The 856-nt window shown below is 35.2% G+C and carries 2 protein-coding genes; both read right to left on the bottom strand.

The features are described from left to right. Positions 1–4 precede the first annotated feature (4 nt). Complete coding sequence (locus QVP40_RS11355; protein ID WP_022068524.1) at positions 5–304, bottom strand: type II toxin-antitoxin system RelE/ParE family toxin; 300 nt, start codon at positions 302–304, stop codon at positions 5–7. A 1-nt stretch (position 305) separates the two neighbouring features. Further along, positions 306–554: a type II toxin-antitoxin system prevent-host-death family antitoxin gene (locus QVP40_RS11350; protein WP_005333597.1), complete on the bottom strand. Its 249-nt coding sequence runs from the start codon at positions 552–554 to the stop codon at positions 306–308. Positions 555–856 lie beyond the last annotated feature (302 nt).

Below are 856 nucleotides of genomic sequence, written 5' to 3'. Positions count from 1 at the left end.
GTTATCAATCGAAGATTCTCGTAATATCCTGATATCGGTTGACTACTCTATAAATCTCCACATCTTTATCTCCAACCTTGTAGATAATCGCATAATCTTCCCATATCGCATATTTATAATCTGTCCGAAAGCTGACTCGTTTTGAAAGATCTGAGCCTATTCCCGGAAACATCTGAAGATTTTCAAATTTACCGTAAATTTCCTTTATGGTCTTTGTAGCATATTCTTCGTTATCTTCAGCAATATAATCCCGGATATTCTTCAGATCTTTTGCAACAATCGGATTGATCCGCAGTTTTAACATCCTATTCCCCCACAAGTGCTTTCAATTCGTCCAAATCCAGCCAACCTTCACCGTCTTTCACTGCTTCTTCGGCTTCCTGCAACTTCATCAGAAGTTTTTTCTCTGCACGGTCACGCTCGTAATCTTCAATATCCATAACTACAAAACGTCCTCTGCCATTCTTGGTCAAATATACTGGCTCTCCTTTATGACAGTTTTTCAAAACTTCATTATAATTTCTCAAATCAGACACTGGTAAAATATTTGCCATATTCTTTCAGCTCCTTCCTTTGATTTCGTATTATTTCTACTACTTATATTATACACAAAAAGCTGTAAAATTCAACGTAGATTTTTACAGCTTTTATACTTTCATATAATTTAGCATTTGTTGTTGGAGGCGTAATTGACGGTGGTATTACATATTTATCATTTAAGCCTTGTTGTGATAAGTTAAAAGACTCCTTGCGTGATACACTGTTAAGTAACCCTGAGTACCACCCTACGAAAGAAGAAACTATTATCATTGACACTATTGAGATTCAAGAAATGTAATTCAATATTCCTAAAAAA

It is taken from the genome of Blautia sp. CAG:257 (assembly GCF_000433815.1).
Taxonomy (GTDB): Bacteria; Bacillota; Clostridia; order Lachnospirales; family Lachnospiraceae; genus Blautia_A; species Blautia_A caecimuris.
This window is presented reverse-complemented; position numbering and strand designations above follow the sequence as displayed.

Bases quoted from the DNA above. Each gene is read 5' to 3' on its own strand.
- QVP40_RS11355 (WP_022068524.1), bottom strand. From the start codon at position 304: ATGTTAAAACTGCGGATCAATCCGATTGTTGCAAAAGATCTGAAGAAT.
- QVP40_RS11350 (WP_005333597.1), bottom strand. From the start codon at position 554: ATGGCAAATATTTTACCAGTGTCTGATTTGAGAAATTATAATGAAGTT.